Raw genomic sequence first — 19144 nt, 5'->3', positions numbered from 1 at the left:
ATAATTAAGGAGGCCTAATGATTTCACATAAAGTTAAAGTTTACCCATCAAAAATTAATTTACCTAAAAAAAATCAACTCGCATGGAAAATTGCTGAGATAGCTTCAGATAATGCAAAATTAAATAAAACAGCTATTGAAATGGTTATTAATAGAATAATTGATAATGCTTCAGTTGCTATTGCATCTTTAAATAGAAAAGCAGTTATTTCTTCAAGAGAAATGGCTCTAAAGCACCCTAGAAAAAATGGTGCGAGTTTATTTGGAATAGATTCAAAATTAAAATTTGATTGTGAGTGGGCTGCTTGGTCAAATGGAACTGCTGTCAGAGAGCTTGATTTCCATGATACTTTTTTAGCAGAAGATTACAGTCACCCAGGAGATAACATTCCACCTATTTTAAGTGTAGCTCAACAAACTAAAAAAAGTGGACTAGATTTATTAAAAGGAATTATCACAGGTTATGAAGTTCAGGTTAATTTGGTTAAAGGAATTTGTTTACATAAACATAAAATTGATCACATTGCACACTTAGGACCAAGTGTTGCAGCAGGTTTGGGCACAATGTTAAAGTTAAATACTGAAACAATTTACCAAGCTGTTCAGCAAGCATTACATACAACAGTTTCAACAAGACAATCTAGAAAAGGTGAAATCTCTAGTTGGAAAGCTTACGCCCCTGCTCATGCTGGTAAACTTGCAATCGAAGCAGTTGATAGAGCAATGCGTGGTGAAGGTGCTCCAAGTCCGATTTATGAAGGAGAAGACAGTGTTATAGCTAGAATATTAGATGGTAAGAAAGCTTTATATAATGTGCCTCTTCCTAAGAAAAAAGATCTAAGAGCGCGATACTAGAGACCTATACGAAAGAATACTCAGCAGAATACCAATCTCAAGCACTGATAGACATTGCTAAAAAACTTAATAAGAAAATTCCAAATTTAAATCAAATTAAAAAAATTGATATTTACACAAGTCATCACACTCATTACGTAATTGGAACTGGTGCAAATGATCCACAAAAAATGGATCCAAATGCAAGTAGAGAAACGCTAGATCATTCCATCATGTACATTTTTGCAGTAGCACTTGAAGATGCTGATTGGCACCATGTAAAATCATATACCAAACAAAGAGCTAACAAGAAAAGTACTATAAAAATTTGGAAATCCATCACGACTTTTGAAGATAAAAAATGGACTAAAAAATATCACGATCCTAATCCAAAGAATAAATCATTTGGTGCAAGGGTTGTAGTTACTTTAAATAACGGTAAAAAAACTACAGAACAATTGGATAGAGCAGATGCTCATCCTTACGGAGCACGTCCATTTAAAAGACAGAATTATATAAATAAGTTCTTAACTTTAACAGATGGTATTTTAGATAAAAAAGAGAGTGCTCGTTTCTTAAAAGTTGTTCAAAATCTTAAAAACTTGAAAGCCGGTGAGTTAAACAAATTAAATATCCAGGTTAAAAGAAGTCAGATAAAAAAAAATACAAAACAAGGAATTTTTTAGTGCATTTTGTAGATAAAGAGCCCAGTGAAAAAAGAGCTGACTTTGTCAGTAAATTAAAATCAAATAAAATTTTAAGAGTTCCAGGTGCTTATAACCCACTTACTGCAAAACTAATTGAAGAAATTGGTTATGATGCAGTTTACGTATCGGGTGGAGTTATGGCCAATGATTTAGGGTTTCCAGATATAGGTCTAACTACACTGCAAGATGTTAGTACTAGATCTTATTTAATATCCAGAGTTACAAGTTTACCTACCATAGTTGATATAGACACCGGTTTTAAATCTTGCAAAGAAACCATTAAAACTTTTGAAGAGTTTGGAGTGTCTGCTGTGCACTTAGAAGACCAAGTAGAACGTAAAAGATGTGGTCACTTAGATAACAAAGAATTAATTTCAACAGAAGCAATGGTTAAGAAAATTAAAGAATGCGTTGCAGCTAAACAAGATGAAAATTTTAAAATTATAGCAAGATCTGATGCTAAAGGGGTTGAAGGAATAGATAAAATGATTGATAGATGTAAAGCATATATTGATGCTGGTGCAGAAATTATCTTCCCAGAAGCGTTACAGGATGAAAAAGATTTTGAAAAAGTTAGAAAAGAACTGTCATGCTACTTGTTAGCTAATATGACTGAGTTTGGTAAATCTAAATTATTTAATTATAAAGAATTAGAAAATTTTGGTTATAATATAGTGATTTATCCAGTTACAACACAGAGATTAGCTATGAAAGGTGTAGAAGATGGCCTTAGAGACATATTTGCAAATGGACATCAGAATAATATAATTGATAAAATGCAAACTAGGAAAAGATTATATGAATTAGTCGAGTATGAAAAATATAACTCGTTAGATGAAAAAATTTATAATTTTAGCACAGAAGGACATGAATAATGAGTGATGATATTAAAAAAGGTTTGCTAGGGATAGTTGTTGATGAAACTGAAATTTCAAAAGTTATGCCAGAAATTAACTCTCTTACTTATAGGGGGTATGCGGCACAAGATTTATGTGCAAGATGTGATTTTGAAGAAGTTGCTTACTTAATTTTAAATAAAGAATTACCTAACAAAAAACAACTAAAAGAATTTAAGAAAGAATTATCTAAAGAGATAACTTTATCAAAAAATTTAATAAGTATTTTAAAAAAGATACCTAAAAACTCTCATCCGATGGATGTAGCAAGAACTGCTGTCAGCATTATGGCTCTTGAAGACAAAGAGACTACTGACAACTCTCCGAAAGCAAACTTAAGAAAAGCAATTAGAATTTTTGCAAAAACACCTACTGCATTAGCTGCTTTTTATAGACTTCGAAAAGAAAAAAAAATTATAGCACCAAAGAAAAATTTGGATTTTTCCGAGAATTTTTTCCATATGTGTTTTGGAAAAGTTCCTAATAAAGAAATTGTTAAAGCCTTTGATGTCTCTTTAATTTTATACGCTGAACATAGTTTTAACGTATCAACATTTACCGCAAGAACTATTACCAGTAGTTTATCTGATATTCATGGGGCAATCACAGGTGCTATAGCAAGTCTAAAAGGTCCGCTTCATGGTGGTGCTAACGAAGAAGTAATGCACATGATGAAAAAAATTAAAAAACCTGAGAACGCTTTAAAATGGATTACGAAAGCTCTAAAAAACAAAGATGTTATTATGGGATTTGGTCATAGAGTTTATAAAAGTGGAGACTCAAGAGTTCCAACCATGAGAGAATACTTTAAAAGAGTTGCCACTATTAAAAAAGATAAAACGTTTGAAAAAATTTATGACATTGTTGAAAAGGTAATGATTGAAGAGAAAAATATTTATCCAAATGTTGATTACCCAACAGGACCTACTTACCACTTAATGGGATTTGATACAGATTTCTTTACACCAATATTTGTAATTTCAAGAATTACTGGTTGGTCAGCGCACATCATAGAGCAGCATGCTGCGAATAAATTAATCAGACCTCTTGCAAGTTATAAAGGTAATAAGCACAGAAAAGTTTTAGAATTAAATTTCAGATGAGGATTATTTAATTATAATAATTCTAGGCATTCATAGATAATTGATATTGAAATTAATTATTTTTTAAGACTCATTTTTTTTGTTGGGTATTGCCATATTTTAAGAAGATATGAATTATCTTCGTTCCATGTAGAAACCTCATTTTTCCAGTTAGGACAATTCATGCATATTAAAAATTGTGGGTAAGTGTTTCTAGATTTATATTCATAAAAACCAGAAAGTAAGCAAATTACAATTAAAAAAGAACTTAAAAACTTCAATATGCCATTTGAAATTTGAGATACACGATATGTAATAAAGATTAATAAAATACCAGGAATTAAAGCATACCTACCTTGAACTTGTTCAGCTTTAGCGCCAAAAAATGTAATAAATAAGATAATAATAAAGAAAATTAATAAAGATAAAAAAAGCTTATCATTTTTGAATAAATTAAATAAAAATTTAATAATAAATAAGAAAAAAGTTACGATTAGAAAGATTAATAAGAAGATATTTAAAGAAACTAAAATGTTATTATATAAAAAATGAGTTAAGTCTCTTCCAAAAAAACTTTTAATGATAATATTGTAAATTAAATTAACAATCTTATCAAAAGAAACTAAGAATCTTGTGTTTTCTCCAGCTAAGTCCAAGTTTTGAATTTTGGAATAAGCGAATATTAAACTTTGAAAAATAGATGTAGAAATTATTGCAATGAAATTATTGAAATTAAACTTACTTTTATCAATAAGGTATTTATATAAAAAAAAAGGAGACAGTGCACAGGATAACAAAGACGTAAGACCTGAAATAAATAGGATTAATGGGGACAATTTGTTAAATATATTAGTAGAAATATCTTTTTGAAAAAAGATTAGTATCGTTATAATTGTAAAATAACTTTGAGAGGTTAAGGTATTCAACCACACCTCAGCAACCATTGGAGGTCCAACTAAAACGATTAAAGAAATTATTGTTTTGTCGGTGTTAGTTTTTAAAAAATAAGAATTTGAAAATACCATAAAGATCAAAAGATAAATTTGAACAATGGCTGCAAAATATACAGTTACAAGTGGGGAATAATTAAGCGGGGTAAATGATGCAAAAACTGTAGCGATATTAGGCCAAAAATTAAAATAACCACTACCCCAAAAAACTTGAGTTAAACCTTTTAGTGAGCCAAAAAGATATGAATTCCTAAAAAAAAAAGATCCTTCCTCAGCCACAAATCTTCCATTTAACAGTATGTATGGACTTCTATAAAAAAAAATTATTAAAAGAAGAAAAAATAATATTATTTTAAAATTTTTATTTAAAAATGATGTTGGCATTATTTTGTTTTTTATGAATTACAAATTTCTTGTTTACAATACAATATTTTTTATATTTATAGATCTTTAAAATTCTATATATTTTTCCAATATTATTATTTTCAATTATCAAAACTGGCTTATCTCTTTTGATTAAAAGTTTTAATGATTTAACAATATCAATTTCGCTACCATTAGTATCAATTTTAATTAAATCAATTTTATCATTTGTGATCTTGAATTTTTTAACGATAATATGACTTTTTGTAATTTTAGGTTTAATAAAAAAATCAAGATTGATTTGTTTCTCTAATTCTTTTTTAATTGGGAAAGAATAAGTTAAAAGAAAATATTTCTTTTGAAAAAATTTTATATATGGAAAAAATATATTTGTAATTGTATTTTTTTCACCTAAGCCATAATTAAAAATTTTTAACATTTTGTGTTTTTTTTTAAGATTAATTAGTTTTTTGAAAAAAATTTTTTGTGGCTCATAGCAAAATATATATTTTGGATTAAGATTTTTTATGAAAAATTGAGCAGAAATACCATCAGATGCACCAACGTCAATAATATTAATTTTTCTATCTCTAAAAATTTTTTTTAAGTAGAAAAAATCATTTTCAAAATAATTAGTGTGTCTTACCAAGGTTCTAAAAATTAAATAGATATGCGGTATAAACCTTATTAATTTTTCAATATAAATTAAAATGATTGTGTTTTGTGTTGTGTTTTGCTTGATCATTTTATTTTTTGAAAATAAAAATCTTAAATAAATAAAATAGTGAGTAAAAAATATGCTTAATTTTCATTTTTGACTTTCCTAATTTTCTGTAAATTAATTGAACAGGAATTTCATGAATTTTATATCCTCTTTTTTTTATTATATAAGTTATTTCCCAGAAAAAAGCATAATCATTGTTTTTTGCAGCACAAATGTCTTTTAGCTTAATTTTATTTCTATAAAAGCACCTATAAGCACCAGATGCATCATAACTTATATCTAAAAATATTTTAACAAGAGCATGTCTTGAATAAGTGATGAATTTTCTTAGTAGAGGCCAATCCTTAATCAAACCTGGTTTAGCAAATCTACTGGTAATAACATAATCATAGTATTTTGCAGCAGCTATCATTTTTTTAAAATATTTTGGGTCATGTGTACCGTCTGCATCCATTGTTATAATTAAATCATATTTTTTTTTATAGCAGTACTTAATTCCCTCTTTATGCGCAGATCCTATTCCTGTCTTACTGTTTCTAAAAATATACATAACATATTTAAATTTTTTTTCTAAGTTTTTGATTATATTTTGTGAAGCATCTTTAGAGTTGTCATCTATAAATAAAATATCTAATTTTATCTTTGTGCTTTTAATTTTGTTAAATATCTTATAAATATTTTTTTCTTCATTAAGTGTTGGTATTATTACACATGCCTTCATAGTAATTAAATTATTTCAATGTCTGGAAGTGGAAATATTAATTTACCACCTTCTTTAAGAAATTTTTGCTCTCTTTTAACTATATGGTCTTTAAAATGCCAAGGTAAAACTAAAAGATAATCTGGTTTTTTTTGTTTAGCTTTTTTTTCTGATATAATTTTAATTTTTGTTCCTGGTGTAAATTTATTGAATTTAAATTTATTAACTTCAGCAATATTGTCTAAAATTTTAGAATTTATGCCACAGTACTGAAGTAATACATTTCCCTTGGTGGATGCACCATATCCTAAAATTTTTTTATTTTGTTTTTTTAATGTAAGAAGCAGTTTTTTTAATAAATATTTGTGATTTTTACACTCTTTAAAAAATACTTTTTGTCTTTCAATATCATTATATTTGTTTAATTTTTCACTCTCTAAAACCCAGTTAATTAAATGGGTACACTCTTTATGTGTGGACTTTTTTTTAGCAATATCAAGCTCTATGCTGCCACCATTAATTTGGTTAAAAGAAAGATTAACTATTTTTAGGTTAGCTCTATCCAGTAAGTATTTTAAAGATTTTAGTGAATAATACTCTAAGTGTTCATGGCAAATAGTGTCATATGATGTATTTTTAATCATCATTGGCATGTAACTTAATTCAATATGCCATATTCCTTTTTCATGAAGTATTGAGTGAATTTGTTGAGCAAAATCTAGGGGATCAGGTAAATCATAGAACATAGATATTGATGTAATTAAATCAAATTTTTTATTTTCAAAATGTTTTGATGAAAAAAAAAGAGGAATTTGTTTTATATCTTTTCTATAAAAATTTTTAAACTTTTTAATTGTTGGATCGCAACCAAATAATTTAAACTTGTTATTAAAATATGATAAAAAAGTTCCATCATTGCTCCCAATGTCCAAAATGTTATTTTTAATTTTTAAATTATATTTTTTTTTTAAATTCAGAGCTTTCATTTTTAGGTGAGATACCATGGATTTATTTAATGATGACATGTAGCCATAATTACTCCCATACATCTCATCTGGATTAAAGTTGTGTTGTAGCTGTAATAATTTGCATCTATTACAAATAATCATGCTCAAATCACCTTTTGTAATATTTGTGTTTTTTTTTGGAGGAAAAACCCCTGTTAAAGATTGTTTACCAAGACTATATACCTTAATTAAATGGGTGCTTTTACAAGATCTGCAATTTTTAATTTTCACAATATTAAATAGTAGTTTAATTTAAATAAATATATTGAAAATATATAGCAAATAATCAAAAAAATAAACTAATGGTTAAAAATTTATTTATAACAGGTGGATTGGGTCAGGATGGTAGGATTATCTGCAAACTATTAAAAAGAAAAAAATTAAATATAAATATAATAACTAAATCAAAAGAAGTAAATGTTAATAAAAAGATTAACTATATAATTTCAAATCTATTAAACAAAAAAAAAATAGAAGCTATTTTTAAAAAACAAAAACCAGATATTGTTCTTCATCTAGCCTCTAACAACCCCTCTCATCTAGAAAATAATTATGAGAAGTTTTATAAAAATAATTTAATATCGACTAAAAATATTTTTTACACCACTTTTAAAGCAAATAAAAAAGCTAAATTTATTTCTTGTAGCTCATCTCAAATATTTAAAAAAAGAAATGGTATTGTAAATGAAAATTCAAAAATACAAGCATCAACAAATTACACAAAATTTAGAATTCAAAGTCATAATTTAATGCTAAAATATAAGAAAATAAATAAGATAAAATATTCAAACATAATATTATTTAATCACGACTCCAAATATAGAAATCAAAAATTTATTATTCCTAGGATAATAAGAGCAATCTATGAAAAAAATATAAATTTCCTAAATGAAATACTAAAAAGCAATATTGCATCTGACTTTTCTCACGCAGAAGATATTTGTAAGGGGATAATAAAAATAATGTTTAGCGATAAAAATATGGACGCTGTTATTTTAAGCTCTGGTAAGCTTACGCTTTTAAATAAAATAATTTATAATATTGTCAACAAAAATAAAATTAATATTAAGATTAATTATCCTAAGAAATTAGCAAAAGGACTTATAGGAAACAATATCCTTGCTAAAAATAAATTTAACTGGTCTCCCAAAAAAGATATCTTTGAAGCTACAAATGAGATTTACAAAACACACAAAAAGCTCTATTTAAAGTTTATTAAATGAACAATAATAAGATTAATTTAAGTGGCTATATAATTTATATTTTTTCAATTATAGTTTTACTAACAAGTTTTTATTTTGATGTTGATGGAAGTGGTACGCCTCTTTCTGGTGATTTTAGGGATACTTGGCCTTATGTTGTTAAATTGAAAGAATCTTTTTTCTTTGATCCATCGCCATGGACACTTCATTTCCCTTTACATTATTTTTTTTTATCGCGATTGAATTTTATATTTAGCGATCCAAATGATGTAAGGTTAATTTTTTGTTTAATCTCTTTAATCACTCCCTATTTATTTTATCTATGCTTAAAAACTAAATATAAAAACAAAAATAATAATATTTTATTTATAATCTCAGCAATAATATTTTTAACTCCTAGTTATATTTATTCAGCAATATGGGCTAATGATAATAATTTATCTTACATCTTTATACTTCTAGGTGTTTATTTTTTTTTAAAGTATACAGAAAAATTTGAACAGGATTCTAAGCTTTACATTTCTTTCTTTTTTTTAGCTCTAGCATGTTATTCTAGGCAATATTATTCAGTTTTTTATGCTTTTTTTCTCATATTTTTTTTAAAAAAAATAGATTATAAAAAATACTCTTCTCTATTGGTCTACTCAGCATTGCTTGCACTTCCAGGTGTTTATTTTCTCTACAAATTTCCTATGCTGTATTCAAATCTTGTATTTTCAGGAAATATTTTTAACACAATATTCACAAATGTAGTTTCAATTTTTATTTATACTCTTCCAATTTTACTAATAAATATTTTTTATGGGAACTTTAAAATGATTAAAATTAAAAATATTTTAATCTATCTTGTATTGTCTTTATTTCTTTTTTTTATAATATTTTTAATGCATGACTTAAATACTATGGGTCAAAATGGTGGTATTTTTTTTATAGCTTCAAAACTAATTTTTGGTAACTATTTATTGTTCTATATAATTTTCATAATCAATTTTACTTTAATACTATTAATATTTAATAATAAATTTGATTTATTCTTTTTATTTTCTATATTAATTGTGATTAGTGGAATAATTACTCTTCAAAAATACTTTGAGCCACTTTTTTTTATTTTTTTCTTTTTATTTAGTAAAAGCAAATTTAAAGATATTTTTTTAGATAATAAAATAGCCTCGATAAACTTAATTATATATCATTTTTTATACTACATCATTGCAATTAGTGATGTTATTTACAAATTTAGTTTTATTTAAAATTTTTTTTTAAAGCTTTATGAAGAAATTTTACATCTAATAAACAATCTTTGTAACCACGCTTAATAACATTTAAGTATCTTTCTGTTGGGAACATAAAGGGAGTTTTTTTTGTCATCCTATAAGTCATCACTTTTTTACCATAATAAGTAAAATAGTATTTCTTATATAAAACTGGATAGTCTTCATAAACATCTAATTTTTTTTCGTCACTTTTAGATATTTCAAACAAAGCACCTGGAACAATTGAGTTTTTTTTAGGCTCTATATCAGCAGCTCTATATTTACTTCTAAAGTTTAATGTGAAATTAGTTAAATTAATTTTCTTTAAAAAGACACTGTCTTTACATCTTTTTTTCATTTGAAAATGATTTAGATTACTGCCGTAAGCGAAATAAAGCATTTATTATCTAACAACTACTTCTATTTTTTTTTGATTAACAAACTCTAATATTTCAGAACTACACTTATCAATTTTAAGCTGGTCTTCAGATCGTATTACTATTGATACACCTAGTTTGCCTGCTTGAAAAAAAGGGTAACTTCCAATTTCAACATCCTTATTATCATCTTGGACTTTAGTTAAAGATTTTGCAATTTCACTTTCAACAGTTTTTAAACTTATCGTATGGCTTAATATGGGATCACCCCCTACTATTCTACTTTTTAATCCTCCAAGCATTGATTTTAAAATTGAAGGAACTCCTGGTAAGCAAAAAACGTTTTCAACATTAAATCCTGGTGCACCACTTGTTGGATTTAATATCAAATTAGCATTACGTGGCATCCATACCATTTTTTGTCTACCCTCATTAAATTCACCTACTTTGTAGTAAGATTCTAATATTTTAAAAGCTTCTTTGTGAATTTCGTACTCAAGGCTAAATGCTTTTGAAATAGATAGAGCGGTAATATCGTCATGTGTTGGTCCAATACCGCCTGTAGTAAATACATAACTGTTAACCTTTCTTAAATGATTAACGCTCTCAACAATTGTATTTTCTATATCTGGGATAACTCTAACCTCATTAACTTTTACACCAATTGAGTTCAGCCACTGGGCAATTGTACTAGTATTAGTGTCTTGTGTTCTTCCTGAGAGAATTTCGTTACCAATGATAAGTATTGCGGCATTAAATTTTGTATTTTGGTTCATTATTAAATATATAATTTAAATATGGAATTTACCAAACCTTTAATTAAAGGCAAACTTATCAAACGATATAAGAGATTTTTTACAGATGTTAAAATTGGTAAGGAAATTGTTACGGCACATTGCCCTAATACTGGGTCCATGAAGGGTTTATTGGATGAGGGAAATGAGGTTTATGTATCTAAAAATGATGACCCTAAAAGAAAGTTAAAATATACTCTTGAGATAATTAAAGTTAAAAAAAATTTAGTGGGTGTTAATACCCATTTTGCAAATAAAATTGCCTTCCATGGTTTATTAAATAATCTAGTTAAAGAAGTTGCAAACAATGACAGTATTAAGCCTGAGGTATTTTTCAATAAAGAAACACGGCTTGATTTTCTAATTGAAAAAAATAAAAAAAAAATATTTGTAGAAGTTAAAAATGTTACTTTGTTTAGAGAAGAAAAAACTGCAGAATTTCCAGATGCAGTTACTACCAGAGGTTCAAAGCATTTAAAAACCCTTATAGAGGCAGTTAAAAAAGGTTATAAATCTTATCTATTATTCTTGGTCCAAATAGAAGGTGTTGATAATTTTAAAATAGCAAAAGACATTGATAAAAGATATTATGAAAATTATTTACTTGCAAAAAAAGCTGGAGTTATTTTTTTAGCATATCAATGTAAAATAAGTTCAAAAGAAATTAAAATAGATAAAAAAATTAAAATTATTAATGCCTGATTATTTAGAAAAATTTGAAAAGATGAGAATAGCTGGAAATCTTGCTGCAAGAACTCTTGATATGCTTACAGATAATATTAAGCCAGGTGTAACCACGGAGTTTGTGGATAAATTAGGTTATGAATTTATTAGAGACAATGGTGGATACTCAGCTCCGCTTTTTTATAGAGGTTTTAAAAAATCATTGTGTACTTCTTTAAATCATGTTGTCTGTCACGGCATACCTTCTGGTAGAATTTTAGTTGAAGGTGACGCTTTAAATGTTGATGTAACAGCTATAATTAATGAACATTATGGTGACACTAGTAGAATGTTCTGTATTGGTAAAACTCCCGTTAAAGTTAACAACTTAATTGATGCTACATACGAATCGATGATGAGAGCAATAAGTTTGCTAAAACCCGGATTAAAATTAGGTGACATTGGATATGAGATACAATCTTTTGTTGAAAAAAAGGGTTATTCTGTTGTTAGAGATTTTTGTGGTCACGGAATAAGCACAACATTTCATGAACCTCCAAACATTTTACATTATGGAAGAAAAAATACAGGGATGGAGCTTAGACCTGGTATGACCTTTACAATTGAACCAATGATAAATACCGGTGAATGGGATGTAAAAATGCTAAAAGATGGCTGGACAGCAGTTACAAAAGATAAATCTTTATCAGCACAATTTGAGCATACGTTAGGTATTACTGAAAATGGTTATGAAATCTTTACAGAATCTGTTAAAGGTTATTCCAAGCCTCCTTACTTATAATTAATGATTGAAAGATATTCTAGAAAACAGCTTACTGACATATGGTCAGAAGAAAATAAATACCAAATTTGGCTCGATGTAGAGGTTGCAGCGGCTGAAGCTATGGAAAAATTAGGTCAAATTCCTAAAGGTGTAGCTTCTGTTGTTAAAAAAAAAGCTAAAATAAACGTTAAAAGAATCCACCAAATCGAGAGTAAAGTTAAGCATGATGTAATAGCGTTTTTAACCTCTGTTACAGAAAAAGCAGGGATTAAAGCAAGATACCTTCATCAAGGCATGACGTCTTCTGATGTTGTGGATACGAGTTTTAATATTCAATTAGTTCAATCAGGTAAAATTCTACTTGGTGATATTGATCAAATTCTCAAAGTTTTAAAGAAACAAGCCAAAAAATACAAATACACTCCTTGTATGGGCAGAAGTCACGGAATTCATGCTGAGCCTATCACTTTTGGCTTAAAATTAGCTTCATTTTATGAGGAGTTTAAGAGAAATAGAAAAAGATTAGTTGATGCTATTGATGAAATTTCAACATGTGCAATCTCTGGTGCAGTAGGCACATTTGCAAATATAAATCCTAAAGTTGAAAAGTATGTAGCAAAAAAACTTGGGTTAAAAGTTGAGCCTATATCAACACAAGTAATACCAAGAGACAGACATGCATTTTATTTTTCTATTCTTGGAATTATTGCTGGATCAGTTGAAAGAGTTGCAATTGAAATTAGACACTTACAAAGAACAGAAGTTTATGAAGTGCAAGAATTTTTTTCAAAAGATCAAAAAGGTTCTTCTGCAATGCCTCATAAAAAAAATCCAATACTAAGTGAAAATTTAACAGGGCTTGCTAGAATGGTTAGAAGTGCAGTAATCCCTGCCCTAGAAAATATTGCACTATGGCATGAAAGAGATATTTCTCACTCAAGTGTTGAAAGAAATATTGGTCCTGACTCTAACATAACTTTAGATTTTGCATTAGCTAGACTTAATAATATTTTAGATAAAATGATTGTCTATCCAAAAAAGATGATTGAAAATTTAAATATCACTAAAGGTTTAATTTTTTCACAAGAAGTAATGTTGGAGCTAACAAAATCAGGGCTAAGTAGAGAGCAATCTTATAAAATGGTTCAAAACTATGCAAAAAAATGTTTTGCAGAAAACCTGAATTTATTTGATGTTATTTCAGATGATGAATTCATTATGGCTAAAATTTCTTCAAAAAGATTGAAGGCTATATTTAATTATTCATCACACTTTAAAAATGTAGATTTAATCTTTAGAAGAGTTTTTAAATAATGAAAAAAGGTAAAAAGTTATACGAAGGTAAAGCTAAAATTATTTACGCAACTTCTGATAAAAATTTAGTTATCCAATATTTTAAAGATGATGCAACAGCTTTTAACAACTTAAAAAAATCAACCATTGAAGGTAAGGGTGTTTTAAATAATAGAATATCTGAACATATTTTATCAAACCTAACTCAAATTGGGATTAAAAATCATTTAGTTAAAAGATTAAACATGAGAGAGCAAATTATAAAATTAGTAGAGATTATTCCTATTGAGTTTATTGTTCGTAATGTTGCAACAGGTTCTATTACTAAAAGACTTGGTATTGAAGATGGAACAGTTTTAAAGCAACCTTTATTAGAATATTGTCTAAAAGATGATAATTTAGGTGACCCACTCATTGCAGAAGAGCATATTTTAGCTTTTGATTGGGCTACAAAATCTGAATTAGAAAAGGTAAAAAAAATGATCTTAAGAATTAATGATTTCATGATTGGAATGTTTAGAGGTGTTGGAATTAAGTTAATTGATTTTAAACTTGAGTTTGGAAGACTTAAAGAAAATGGGAAAAATGAGGTTATTTTAGCTGATGAGATAAGTCCTGATACTTGTAGATTGTGGGATAGTATTACAGATAAAAAGCTTGATAAAGACAGATTTCGTAAAGACCTGGGTGATTTAATTCCAGCTTACACAGAGGTTGCTAAAAGACTTGGTATTTTACATGAACAATCAAACTTAAGTGCTGTTAACGTTACAAAACTAAGATCAATTAAAAAAAGAAAATAATATGAAAATATCTGTAGTTATAACTCTTAAGAAAGATGTTTTAGACCCTCAAGGTAAAGTTATTCACCAAACATTAGATGGTATGGGATTTGAAGGCATCAATGAAGTAAGACAAGGAAAGTATTTTAGAATTGATACAAAAGAAAATGATAAGAAAAAAGCTGAAGCAAAAGTTGAAGAGATGTGTAAAAAACTTTTAGCAAATTTAGTAATAGAAGACTTTAAAATTATTGGATCACAATAATAAATAATGCATTCATCCGTAATAACTTTTCCTGGATCTAATTGTGATAGAGACATGGATGTGGCTTTAAAAAAATTTGGCTTTAAAAATAAAATGGTTTGGCATAATGATGTTGAACTTCCAAAAAGTGATCTAGTAGTTTTGCCAGGTGGCTTTTCATACGGAGATTACCTTAGATGTGGAAGTATGGCATCAAAATCAAAAATTATGAAATCAGTTCTAAACTTTGTTCAAGGTGGGGGTAAAGTTATGGGGATCTGTAATGGTTTTCAAATTTTAGTTGAATCTGGTTTGTTACCAGGTGTGCTTCTTAGAAATAAATACCTCGAATTTATTTGCAAAAATGTTTTTGTTAAAGCTAATAATAAGGATAACTCTTATTTTAAAGATGATAAAAAAGAAATTTATGAATTTCATATAGCTCATAATGAAGGAAATTACTTTTGTACTAATGATCAAATTAAAGAAATTAATGACAATAATCAAATAGCTTTACTTTACTCAGATGAAAACGGAAATGTTAATGAACAATCAAATCCTAACGGTTCATTACAAAATATAGCTGGTGTATTTAATAAACAAAAAAATGTTATAGGAATGATGCCTCACCCTGAAAGAATGATAGACCCTGCTCTATCAGGTGAAGATGGTTCAATATTTTTTGAAAACTTAATTAATAATTTGAAATAATGATAGTTAACGAAAAAATTGCAATCGATCATGGTTTAAAAAAAGATGAATATAAAAAAATCTGTGATTTATTAAAAAGAATTCCAAATATTACCGAACTAGGTATCTTCTCAGCAATGTGGAATGAGCATTGTTCTTACAAATCTTCAAGATTTCATCTTAAAAACTTACCCACTAAAGGAAAGAACGTGATTCAAGGACCTGGTGAAAATGCTGGTGTTATTGATATTGGTGATGATGATGCAATAGTTTTTAAAATTGAAAGTCACAATCACCCCTCATTTATAGAACCTTATCAAGGTGCAGCAACAGGTGTTGGTGGAATTATGAGAGATGTCTTTACAATGGGCGCAAGACCAATAGCTAATTTAAATTCAATTCATTTTGGTTCGCCTCAACATAAAAAAACTAAAAATTTATTACGTGGTGTTGTTCATGGAATTGGTGGATATGGTAATTGCATGGGGGTTCCAACAATTGCAGGACAAACTAGTTTTGATGAGTCTTATAACGGTAATATTTTAGTAAACGCTATGACTTTAGGTCATGTTAAAAAAGATAAGATTTTTTATTCAAAAGCGGCAGGTTTAGGAAAGCCTGTAATTTATGTTGGCTCTAAAACAGGTCGTGATGGAATTCATGGTGCTAGTATGGCATCAGCTTCTTTTGATGATAAAATTGAAGAGAAAAAACCAACTGTTCAAGTTGGAGATCCTTTTACAGAAAAACTATTATTAGAAGCTTGCTTAGAATTAATGGCAGGAGATTCAATTATAGCCATTCAAGATATGGGTGCTGCAGGATTAACTTCTTCAAGTATTGAAATGGCTTCAAAAGGAAATTTAGGAATCGAGATTAATTTAAATGAAGTTCCTTGTAGAGAAGCAAACATGACCCCTTATGAAATTATGCTATCAGAAAGCCAAGAACGAATGCTTATTGTTTTGGAAAACGGTAAAGAAGAAATGGCTAAAAAGATATTTGATAAGTGGAATTTAGATTTTGCTGTAATTGGTAAAACAACAAAAAGTAAAAAGATTGAACTTTATTTTGATGAAGAAAAAGTAGCAAACATTCCTGTTAATACATTAGTTGAAAACTCTCCTATGTATGACAGAAAATGGAAAAAATCTAAACTACCTAAAAAAATTAAAATTGAAAAAGAGCTATTTAAAACTTTAAAGGTAAAGAATGTTTTAATCAAAATATTATCAAGTCCAAATGTGTGTAGTAAAGAATGGATTTGGCAACAGTATGATCATACTGTTATGGGTGACACTATTCAAAAACCTGGTGGAGATGCAGGTGTCGTTAGAGTTCATGGTACCAATAAAGCTGTTGCAGCATCTGTTGATTCTTCTGCAGTATATTGTTGGGCTCACCCTTTAAGTGGTGGAAAACAAATTGTTTGTGAAAGTTGGAGAAATTTAATTTCAGTAGGTGCTAAACCAATTGCAATTACTAACTGTTTAAATTTTGGTAGCCCTGAAAATGAAGAGAATATGGGTGAGTTTGTTGAGTGTGTTAAAGGCTTAGGAGAAGCAAGTGCTTATTTGGAGTTCCCAGTGGTGTCTGGGAATGTTTCTTTTTATAATCAAACTAAAGATATTGGTATTAAACCCACTCCTACAATTGGTGGGGTTGGTTTAATTAAAGATCATCAAAACATGGTTACAATGGATTTAAAAGAAGCTGACAATATTCTTTTGGTTATTGGCAAAACAGAAGGTCACTTAGATCAAAGCTTATTTGCAAGAGATATTTTAAATGAAAAAAATGGACCTCCTCCTGAAATTAACCTTTTCAATGAAAAAAATAATGGTGAAACAATTTTAAAACTTATTGATAAAAAGTTTATTAAATCTGCACATGATGTCTCTTTAGGAGGAATAATTACCGCTCTTTCTAAAATGTGTATTAAAGGTAAAAAAGGTGCAACTCTTAAAAAAACAAATTACTTAATAAATCAGTTCGAATACTTATTTGGTGAAGATCAAGGAAGATACATTGTAGAAATTAGTAAAGATGATTTTGATAATGTTGTTAAAATACTTCAAGAAAACTCCGTTCATTTTGATGAACTTGGATCAATAAATGATGATAGTTTAATATTTGACGATAAGACAAAAGTTTCAATTGACGATTTGATTAAATCACATACAAATTGGCTAAATAACTACATGGATAATTAAAATGGCAATGGATTTAAAAGAGATTGAAACACTAATTAAAGAAGCTATTACTGATGCTGTTATTGAAATTCAAGATTTAGCTGGAGATGGCAACCATTATTCTGCAACAGTGACATCAAAAGAATTTTCTGGCAAAAGCAAAATTGAACAACATAAGATGGTATACAATTCTTTAAAAGGAAAAATGGGTAACGAACTGCACGCATTAGCAATTAAAACAAAGGAGCAATAATGGATGATCAAACAAAAAGTTTAATACAAAGTCACATTGATACTAATGAAGTTTGTTTATTTATGAAAGGAACTCCTGAAGCTCCTCAGTGCGGATTTTCTATGGCTGTATCAAATATGCTAAAGATTTTAGAAGTAAATTATATAGGTATTAACGTTCTAGAATCTCAACCTTTAAGAGAAGGTATAAAAGAATTTAGTGACTGGCCTACCATTCCACAAATTTACATCAAAGGTCAATTTGTTGGTGGTTGTGATATTGTTAAAGAAATGTACGAAAATGGAGAATTAAAAAAAATTTTAAAAGAAAAAAATATTAATCATAAAAGTAGTTAATGAAACAATATGTTTATAAAATAATAATTTTTATATTAGCTATAATCTTTATTTATGAGTTTACTATTGGAAAACAAATTAACAAATATGGAGATCAGCTTAATAGTATTAATTCAAAAGATGGTCGCAAAGAAACTGTTCAAAAAATTAAAAATGAATTAAGAAAAGGTGTTGAAAAAGATAGATATCTCTCAAAAGAAGATGCAAAATTAATCAATAGATTTATAGAAAAAATAAAAAAAGAACTTTCTGAAGCCAACAATTAATATATTATATTTTAAATGTGTATCAACAAACAAAAAAAAAATATTCTTACATTTGGTACATGTATAATTTTTTAAAAATTTCGTGATATACAAGATTAAATTAAAATTATTTTATGTCCTAGAAGGATTTTTTTCTTTTTTTGGTTTACAAATTTTATATTCAAAAAAGGAAGAGATGAGTAGAAATTTGAAAATCAAAAATATTATTGACATAGGTGTTGCTAATGGAACTAGCTTCTTATTAAAGAATTATCCTAATGCTAATTATTTATTGGTTGAACCTTATGAAAAATTTTATCCATACATTGAAAATAATCTATTAAAAACATACAAAGGAAAACTGTTTAAATATGCCGCACATAATAAAAGTGAATTAAAAAATTTTTACATGTTGGATGTAAGCTCATCAATTCTTAAAAGAAACAATGTCAAATACAAACATAAACCTATAATCGTAAAAGCTGAAAAACTTGATACTATTTTAAAAAACGAAAGAATTACTAAAAATAGTCTATTAAAAATTGATACAGAAGGAAATGAGTTAAATGTCCTAAAAGGTTCAAGTAATATTTTAAAAAAAGTTAATTTTCTTGTAGTTGAATTAAGATTAAAGAATATTAAAACCTACAATCCAAATGAGCTAATTGCTTTTATCTATAAAAAAAACTTTATCTGGGATTCGATCATAGAAACTGGTTATGCAAGAAATGGCTTAAGCTACTTGGATATTCTTTTTAAAAAAAAAAATTAAACT

21 protein-coding genes and 1 pseudogene are annotated in these 19144 nt (G+C 27.5%); 16 read left to right on the top strand and 6 right to left on the bottom strand.

Annotated features, from left to right (window positions below; all coding sequences use genetic code 11):
- Positions 1 to 17: 17 nt before the first annotated feature.
- The 3 genes and pseudogenes from ABXT55_RS02505 (at position 18) to ABXT55_RS02495 (ending at position 3539) form a co-directional block, all read left to right on the top strand.
- Positions 18 to 1519: pseudogene (locus ABXT55_RS02505) on the top strand (MmgE/PrpD family protein).
- On the top strand, positions 1519 to 2415 hold the full coding sequence (gene prpB / locus ABXT55_RS02500) for a methylisocitrate lyase (RefSeq protein ID WP_415285182.1): 897 nt from the start codon (positions 1519 to 1521) through the stop codon (positions 2413 to 2415). Before ABXT55_RS02505 ends, prpB begins: the two are co-directional and overlap by 1 nt.
- Positions 2415 to 3539: a bifunctional 2-methylcitrate synthase/citrate synthase gene (locus ABXT55_RS02495; protein WP_415285181.1), complete on the top strand. Its 1125-nt coding sequence runs from the start codon at positions 2415 to 2417 to the stop codon at positions 3537 to 3539. The genes prpB and ABXT55_RS02495 overlap by 1 nt, the downstream gene beginning before the upstream one ends.
- Before the next feature lie 56 nt (positions 3540 to 3595).
- Here the strand turns inward: ABXT55_RS02495 and ABXT55_RS02490 are convergent, their stop codons facing one another.
- Genes ABXT55_RS02490 through ABXT55_RS02475 form a run of 4 tightly spaced genes read right to left on the bottom strand, consistent with a single transcriptional unit; the run spans position 3596 to position 7493 of the window.
- Complete coding sequence (locus tag ABXT55_RS02490) at positions 3596 to 4852, bottom strand: hypothetical protein (protein WP_415285180.1); 1257 nt, start codon at positions 4850 to 4852, stop codon at positions 3596 to 3598.
- Entirely contained in the window at positions 4830 to 5576 is a 747-nt protein-coding gene (locus ABXT55_RS02485) for an FkbM family methyltransferase (protein WP_415285179.1), read from the bottom strand. Before ABXT55_RS02485 ends, ABXT55_RS02490 begins: the two co-directional genes overlap by 23 nt.
- 1 nt (position 5577) lies before the next feature.
- A complete protein-coding gene (locus tag ABXT55_RS02480) occupies positions 5578 to 6276 on the bottom strand; it encodes a glycosyltransferase (protein ID WP_415285178.1) in 699 nt (232 codons plus the stop codon).
- A 5-nt stretch (positions 6277 to 6281) separates the two neighbouring features.
- Positions 6282 to 7493 carry a class I SAM-dependent methyltransferase gene (locus ABXT55_RS02475; RefSeq protein ID WP_415285177.1) on the bottom strand — a complete coding sequence of 404 codons (1212 nt, stop codon included), beginning with the start codon at positions 7491 to 7493 and terminating at the stop codon, positions 6282 to 6284.
- A gap of 71 nt (positions 7494 to 7564) precedes the next feature.
- Between ABXT55_RS02475 and ABXT55_RS02470 the strand changes: the two genes are divergently transcribed.
- Together ABXT55_RS02470 and ABXT55_RS02465 are read left to right on the top strand one after the other, a co-directional pair.
- Entirely contained in the window at positions 7565 to 8485 is a 921-nt protein-coding gene (locus ABXT55_RS02470; protein ID WP_415285176.1) for a GDP-mannose 4,6-dehydratase, read from the top strand.
- Positions 8482 to 9714 (top strand): hypothetical protein, encoded by a 1233-nt coding sequence (locus tag ABXT55_RS02465; protein ID WP_415285175.1) that lies wholly within the window; start codon positions 8482 to 8484, stop codon positions 9712 to 9714. The genes ABXT55_RS02470 and ABXT55_RS02465 overlap by 4 nt, the downstream gene beginning before the upstream one ends.
- Here the strand turns inward: ABXT55_RS02465 and ABXT55_RS02460 are convergent.
- Positions 9707 to 10117: a gamma-glutamylcyclotransferase family protein gene (locus ABXT55_RS02460; RefSeq protein ID WP_415285174.1), complete on the bottom strand. Its 411-nt coding sequence runs from the start codon at positions 10115 to 10117 to the stop codon at positions 9707 to 9709. The genes ABXT55_RS02465 and ABXT55_RS02460 overlap by 8 nt on opposite strands.
- Positions 10118 to 10120: 3 nt before the next feature.
- On the bottom strand, positions 10121 to 10870 hold the full coding sequence (locus ABXT55_RS02455) for a competence/damage-inducible protein A (protein WP_415285173.1): 750 nt from the start codon (positions 10868 to 10870) through the stop codon (positions 10121 to 10123).
- Between the two features lie 21 nt (positions 10871 to 10891).
- Here ABXT55_RS02455 and sfsA point away from each other — a divergent pair, with 21 nt between their 5' ends.
- The 11 genes from sfsA to ABXT55_RS02400 all read left to right on the top strand — a co-directional run bounded on the left by sfsA (position 10892) and on the right by ABXT55_RS02400 (position 19141).
- Positions 10892 to 11590, top strand: a complete 699-nt coding sequence (gene sfsA, locus ABXT55_RS02450) for a DNA/RNA nuclease SfsA (protein WP_415285172.1) — start codon at positions 10892 to 10894, stop codon at positions 11588 to 11590.
- Positions 11583 to 12353, top strand: a complete 771-nt coding sequence (gene map / locus ABXT55_RS02445; RefSeq protein ID WP_415285171.1) for a type I methionyl aminopeptidase — start codon at positions 11583 to 11585, stop codon at positions 12351 to 12353. Before sfsA ends, map begins: the two co-directional genes overlap by 8 nt.
- A 3-nt stretch (positions 12354 to 12356) precedes the next feature.
- On the top strand, positions 12357 to 13649 hold the full coding sequence (gene purB, locus ABXT55_RS02440; RefSeq protein WP_415285170.1) for an adenylosuccinate lyase: 1293 nt from the start codon (positions 12357 to 12359) through the stop codon (positions 13647 to 13649).
- A complete protein-coding gene (gene purC, locus ABXT55_RS02435) occupies positions 13649 to 14431 on the top strand; it encodes a phosphoribosylaminoimidazolesuccinocarboxamide synthase (RefSeq protein WP_415285169.1) in 783 nt (260 codons plus the stop codon). Before purB ends, purC begins: the two co-directional genes overlap by 1 nt.
- Before the next feature lies 1 nt (position 14432).
- Positions 14433 to 14675 carry a phosphoribosylformylglycinamidine synthase subunit PurS gene (gene purS / locus ABXT55_RS02430; protein WP_415285168.1) on the top strand — a complete coding sequence of 81 codons (243 nt, stop codon included), beginning with the start codon at positions 14433 to 14435 and terminating at the stop codon, positions 14673 to 14675.
- A gap of 6 nt (positions 14676 to 14681) precedes the next feature.
- Positions 14682 to 15365: a phosphoribosylformylglycinamidine synthase I gene (gene purQ, locus ABXT55_RS02425; protein ID WP_415285167.1), complete on the top strand. Its 684-nt coding sequence runs from the start codon at positions 14682 to 14684 to the stop codon at positions 15363 to 15365.
- Complete coding sequence (gene purL / locus ABXT55_RS02420; RefSeq protein ID WP_415285166.1) at positions 15365 to 17557, top strand: phosphoribosylformylglycinamidine synthase subunit PurL; 2193 nt, start codon at positions 15365 to 15367, stop codon at positions 17555 to 17557. The genes purQ and purL overlap by 1 nt, the downstream gene beginning before the upstream one ends.
- Position 17558: 1 nt before the next feature.
- On the top strand, positions 17559 to 17789 hold the full coding sequence (locus tag ABXT55_RS02415; protein WP_415285165.1) for a BolA/IbaG family iron-sulfur metabolism protein: 231 nt from the start codon (positions 17559 to 17561) through the stop codon (positions 17787 to 17789).
- Positions 17789 to 18124: a Grx4 family monothiol glutaredoxin gene (gene grxD / locus ABXT55_RS02410; RefSeq protein ID WP_415285164.1), complete on the top strand. Its 336-nt coding sequence runs from the start codon at positions 17789 to 17791 to the stop codon at positions 18122 to 18124. The genes ABXT55_RS02415 and grxD overlap by 1 nt, the downstream gene beginning before the upstream one ends.
- On the top strand, positions 18124 to 18390 hold the full coding sequence (locus ABXT55_RS02405; protein WP_415285163.1) for a hypothetical protein: 267 nt from the start codon (positions 18124 to 18126) through the stop codon (positions 18388 to 18390). Before grxD ends, ABXT55_RS02405 begins: the two co-directional genes overlap by 1 nt.
- A 175-nt stretch (positions 18391 to 18565) precedes the next feature.
- On the top strand, positions 18566 to 19141 hold the full coding sequence (locus ABXT55_RS02400) for an FkbM family methyltransferase (protein WP_415285162.1): 576 nt from the start codon (positions 18566 to 18568) through the stop codon (positions 19139 to 19141).
- The last annotated feature ends 3 nt before the right edge of the window (positions 19142 to 19144 follow it).

The organism is Candidatus Pelagibacter sp. Uisw_130, from assembly GCF_047722505.1.
Lineage (GTDB): Bacteria > Pseudomonadota > Alphaproteobacteria > Pelagibacterales > Pelagibacteraceae > Pelagibacter.
The sequence above is the reverse complement of the archived record's forward strand: the minus strand, read 5'-3'. Positions and strand labels throughout refer to the sequence as shown.